Origin of the sequence: Rosenbergiella sp. YN46 (genome assembly GCF_036620675.1) — a bacterium.
GTDB lineage: Bacteria > Pseudomonadota > Gammaproteobacteria > Enterobacterales > Enterobacteriaceae > Jejubacter.
Window position 1 is genome coordinate 1 of the sequence record NZ_JAZHEE010000076.1, and the last position, 2292, is coordinate 2292.

General features: G+C 43.5%; 4 protein-coding genes. All 4 read left to right on the top strand.

The window, feature by feature from the left end:
• On the top strand, window positions 1-323 hold a 323-nt coding region (locus tag V3W49_RS22495), incomplete at its 5' end, for a FimD/PapC C-terminal domain-containing protein (protein WP_500148172.1).
• Window positions 320-607, top strand: coding sequence for a hypothetical protein (locus V3W49_RS22500; RefSeq protein ID WP_142861278.1), 288 nt, complete (start codon window positions 320-322; stop codon window positions 605-607). The genes V3W49_RS22495 and V3W49_RS22500, both read left to right, overlap by 4 nt.
• A gap of 16 nt (window positions 608-623) precedes the next feature.
• On the top strand, window positions 624-1802 hold the full coding sequence (locus tag V3W49_RS22505; RefSeq protein ID WP_500148174.1) for a fimbrial protein: 1179 nt from the start codon (window positions 624-626) through the stop codon (window positions 1800-1802).
• Between the two features lie 118 nt (window positions 1803-1920).
• Window positions 1921-2292: CSS-motif domain-containing protein (locus V3W49_RS22510; protein ID WP_500148175.1), on the top strand; the 372-nt coding region annotated here is incomplete at its 3' end.

Sequence of the window (2292 nt, forward strand, 5' to 3'; positions counted from 1 at the left end):
CGCCGTACTCAGGCGCGGTCAGCCGGATTGTGTTCAGGACCAGCCGGGGTACGCCGCTGCTGATTATGGCGAAACAGACCAGTGGCGAAGTGGTGCCGTTTGGTGCCGAGGTGTATGACGGTGCCGGCACGGTGGTGGGCAGCGTGGGTCAGTCGGGACAGATATACGCCCGCGTGTCGGAGTCACGGGGTAAGTTGACCGTGAAATGGGGCTCGCGGGGTGATCAGTCCTGTCATATCAATTATATCCTGCCACCACAGCCAGTATCTGGACAGAATAATAGTATTGTACGGTTTGATTCCGTGTGCGGAGCTGGATTATGAAACGAAAATGTTTATATTTGTTATCCTGTGGCCTTTTTCTTCTTTTTTTTATGAGTAGAGCCGTATTAGCAGAGTGCCATCTCAATAATATCTCTGATATTCAGTCGCCCCTGAATTTAATAATGCCTCTGAATGTAGGTAATATTACAGTCGGTAATGAAGTTCATGATGGCACCGTTGTCTCAAGGCAGTTTTTCAAGCCAGGTTTTTCCAGCGTGGCGATCAGTTGCTCAGATGGCTGGCGTCGGGCCAGAAAAACAGTATTTTACGGTTTGATTCCATGAATGGGGGAAAATGATAATGAAAAAAATAACACTGGCGATTATTTTATTATCCGGAATGGAACTCCATTCAGTGTACGCTTCATCCTTAACTCTGTCTCTGAAATTGGTTCAGAGGGTTGAAACAAATGTTGTGCTGAATGGCGCAGATATTTCCTCAGGCGCAGACACTCCCGTAGGAACAGTACTGTATCAGGGTTATCTTAAAAATAACCAGGGGGATCATAAAAACTTTGACTTTGTCATCACTAACACGGTCGGAGAGGGCTCATATTATTTTGATACAAAAATAACCTATTCAACATCGAATTTAAAACTCATCAATGCAGCTGAGAAAATTTACGCAACAAATATACCTGGGGTAGGTATTCAATATATTTCTTATGAAGGTAACCCGGTGCTTTCAGGGGATGTGATAAATACAAATCAGTTTGGCCCGTTCTATATAGGAAGTACTTTTCCATCCGGGTTCAATACTTCATGGAATGAGTATAATGTGAAGTTTAAACTAATTAAAGTTGGGGATATTTCCCCTGGTTTTTTAGACGGCAACAGCCTTGGGAGAATAACGCTCACACAATATATTATGCCTTCATCTAAAGGTGAGGCAAGTGTGAGCATAGATAACGGGCAGGAAGATATGGCGTGGTTTACTTTCTCTGGAGGAATAAACATCACAGTTCCTACCTGCACGACGCCACGTAGTTATGATGTACAATTAGGTAAGTATGATGTCAGCAGTATTGATAGAAAAGGGTATTCAGATTGGGTTGACTCCAGTATTGTTCTTACAGGCTGTCCAACGTTTTTTGGTAATCCCGGAAATAATGAGAATATATGGAGCTCAGACTGGGCACAACAACAGGCATCAGTTAGCTATATAGCCCCAAATGTAGCGAATGTGATCGGCGTTACACTAAATGGCGTTCAGGGAAATGCAAATGTAAATAACGGTGAAATTAACATAGATAAGTCGGTTCCTGACTCAGCTACAGAAGTCCTGATACAGATAGCAAGAGGAACGCCTGCGTCTAATTCCCCATTAATACTTGGCCAGGAATTTAATGAAAACCTGCCTCAGGACGGACGTTCCGTAGTGAAAATACCTTTGGTTGCCAGAATTAAAAAAGCTAATGATAATCCATCAACTCCCGGCGTTGTTTATAGTCAGGCAACTTACATCATTAACTATAAATAATATCATGAATGAAGGACATTTAACTTCCTGGTTAGATGTCTGATTCAGGCAAAGTGTCCGGGAATGACCGCTTCATTCAGTTTAGGATTCAGCTCGATAAGGTCAGAGGAAAACGGTTATGAAAAATGCATGGCAATACTTTTTTATCTCACTGATTTTCTTTATTGCCATGATGACACTTGTTTTCCTGTATATTTTTCACTCATGGCATCACCAGTATGATGGAAGTAAACAGGACTCTATATTAGCAGAACGTATCGATTTTCTGCTACGTAATGCCCGTTTACTGGGCGGGGAAATCCTGCGTCAGTACCAGCCGGACCTCTCATGTTCGCCGGACACCGCGTGCGCACTCGAACAGGCAGCACTCCGGTATCCACATGTTCATGGTGTGTTTCTTTACCACAACGGGAAAATTTACTGCTCCTCGTTAAGGCAGCTCTTTACGCCTGATGCCACATTTCAGGACGTCACCCGTTCTGCTAGTGAC

What these genes read in the sequence shown, in the direction of transcription:
- V3W49_RS22500 (WP_142861278.1), top strand. Translation starts at nt 320, where the DNA reads ATGAAACGAAAATGTTTATATTTGTTATCCTGTGGCCTTTTTCTTCTT.
- V3W49_RS22505 (WP_500148174.1), top strand. Translation starts at nt 624, where the DNA reads ATGAAAAAAATAACACTGGCGATTATTTTATTATCCGGAATGGAACTC.